This is a genomic window from Ideonella azotifigens (assembly GCF_021043325.1).
Taxonomy (GTDB): Bacteria; Pseudomonadota; Gammaproteobacteria; order Burkholderiales; family Burkholderiaceae_C; genus Ideonella; species Ideonella azotifigens.
Window position 1 is genome coordinate 1 of sequence record NZ_JAJNKD010000042.1, and the last position, 2592, is coordinate 2592.

2 protein-coding genes and 1 pseudogene are annotated in these 2592 nt (G+C 53.3%); 1 reads left to right on the top strand and 2 read right to left on the bottom strand.

From position 1 onward, the window contains the following. Positions 1-93: 93 nt before the first annotated feature. A pseudogene (locus LRH25_RS32440) lies at positions 94-878 on the top strand (IS3 family transposase); the annotation flags it as partial. A 482-nt stretch (positions 879-1360) separates the two neighbouring features. On the opposite strand, the gene LRH25_RS32445 reads toward LRH25_RS32440, so the two are convergent. Together LRH25_RS32445 and LRH25_RS32450 are read right to left on the bottom strand one after the other, a co-directional pair. Next, positions 1361-1936 (bottom strand): hypothetical protein, encoded by a 576-nt coding sequence (locus tag LRH25_RS32445; protein WP_141291044.1) that lies wholly within the window; start codon positions 1934-1936, stop codon positions 1361-1363. Beyond that, the coding region (locus LRH25_RS32450) for an RHS repeat-associated core domain-containing protein (RefSeq protein WP_231013277.1) at positions 1933-2592 on the bottom strand (660 nt) is incomplete at its 5' end. The genes LRH25_RS32450 and LRH25_RS32445, both read right to left, overlap by 4 nt.

The window sequence follows — 2592 nt, forward strand, 5'->3', positions numbered from 1 at the left end:
CCGATCTCCATTGGATTGATTCTCGGGAGATCTGACCATCGGATATCACCCGAAAGTCGTTTCGGGACAACGACTTGGGAGATTTGCAAGGCCGACTACTTCTACCATCGAGCCCGGCTCGAGATGACCGACAAGTACGCCGATGTGCGCCAGGCCATGACAGACATCTTCGAGCGCAACTACCGCTGCTACGGCTACCGGCGGATCCACGCCTCGCTGAGCGATCGATCCGTGAGCATCTCGGAGAAGGTCATTCGTCGTCTGATGAAGCAGGAGTGCTTGGTTGCCGCGACGAGCAAGCGGCGCCGATACGGCTCGTACATGGGCGAGATCAGTCCGGCGCCCGACAACCTGCTGAATCGCGAATTCAGTGCCGAGGCTCCGAACGAGAAGTGGCTCACCGACATCACGGAGTTCCAGATCCCGGCAGGCAAGGTCTACCTGTCGCCCATGATCGATTGCTTCGATGGCATGGTCGTCAGCTGGTCTATCGGCACGCGGCCGAACGCCGAGTTGGTCAACACGATGCTCGATGCAGCCATCAACAAGCTCGCTGCCAGCGGTGAGCGGCCAATGATCCACTCGGACCGTGGGGGCACTATCGTTGGCCGGGCTGGCTGGCGAGAATTGCGGAGGCGAAGCTGATCCGCTCGATGTCACGCAAAGGATGTTCGCCGGACAACGCTGCCTGCGAAGGCTTCTTCGGCCGGCTGAAGACCGAGATGTTCTTCGAACGAGACTGGCTCTCGACGACCATCGAAAACTTCGTCGCAGCATTGGACACGTACATCCGCTGGTACAACGAAGTGCGAATCAAAAGCTCACTGGGCTTCCGAAGCCCCTCCGAGCACCGCAGAAGCCTGGGCCTCGCCGCATAACCAGTCCAAGTTTTTGTCCGCACCCCCCGCGGCTCAGTTTTCGGTCGGCGCCAACAGTTAATCGGAATCTGCGATGAAGCCCACTGGCTAGTCGCGGGGCCACACGCGGCATGAGAGAGAGCAGACGCAAGAAGGCCTACTTCTCCTAAAAGGACTCTTAAGAACGCAGTATTCATTTATCTCTCAAGAAATATAATAAATCGGCACAAGCAACAGATTTTGACTTAACAGGCTGTTGAAATACTGGCTTCGGTTCCGTAGGCGATCGGCGCAAGCTATCGCATGGTTGTGTGAACTCGTGCCTACGCGGGGCGAAGCGGCTCGAAAAAGCCGTGGGCAGCGTCCGTGATAGTGCGAATCCATTGGCAGCGACCTCTTGGGCGGCATTTCAACAGCCTGCTAACTGCGTGTGCACGCGCGCACCAGGGTCCGCATGTCGGCTTGGCCGTTATAGACCCTGGTGAGATGATCGATACCCTTATCTATTTATTTCCGGGGAAACTATTCGACTTTGGTTTTGACAAGGGTTCACAAATTGGAGCAGTGAAATTTAGAGAGCTCATGCAAACCTTGCCAAGCACGCCTTCCGTCGGCCCACAGTTCTCCGCCAATGCACAGTAGGCTCCCGGACGCGGAACAAATCGCCATTTAATGAGAGCGCCATCAATATCATTTCTTTGGCGTAAATCTGGAAATCTGACTCGAAAATCTTCCGTTTGCACTAATTCAGAACCGGGTTGTATCGTGACCTTGGCATAAGCCTGCGCGTCCACAATAGGATATAAGGATTCGATTTCCTTCACATTCCCTCGGGGCTGAATCCAATATTTCAAATCCGCGCCACTCATCCAAGGCAAGTCCGCCGTCAGCATATTAACAACATGACGTCCACAATTCTTAACTTTAACAGATATAGTCCATAAATCCCCATCGCCTGTTGGTTTACTTAGAGATATGGAAACCGCTTCGCATTTGGGCATAAACTGTCCCGCAAAACTGCTTTTACAAAAAGCAAGAATGACGATGGCATATAAAAGCCGTGATAAGCGATCGCTCATTGAAACCAGTCCAAATTCTTTAGTTGTTCCTTTTCCCACAAGATCTCCTCTTTGATTGCTTTGACACAATCGCTTGAGCACGAAGCTTCTTTTAATTTTTGCTCCAAACAAAATATCTTAGTTTTATAAGCCTTGCGTTCGGTTTCTTTCCGTTCGTTATTGTTCGAAGCCACGATTAGAACATTGCGCCTTACACCTCTGCATATCCCGCGATTCTGGCGCAAGGCGTCACTGATATGAGACTCTTCATGCACAGCGGTACATTGCGATATTCCGCACCGCTGCGCCAGTTCAGTTTGCGGCGCAAGCCTGATCACCGGCTCTCCCAATCCGTTGCAAACAATCGTGTTTTCATTGGTTTCTTTATACGGATTGGTCGCAAACAAACCCAAAGCATCCACCTCATTTATAGGGTCGTTTTCGACATAAGCATAGGTGTTGATGCCTCCCGCGAGCCCGATGGGATCCGACTCAACGTACCTCCCCGAGGTCGCCCGGTAATCCCGATTGAGGTTATAGAACAGCCCAGTCTCCTTGTCGAAGGTCTGCCCCGGGAACCTGAGGTTCAGGGTGAAGGCACCGAGTGCGCTGGGGTTCTCGTTGGGCGCCGAGTTGCCGAAGGCCTCGGCCTGGTCCCAGCGCCACTGGATGGCGTG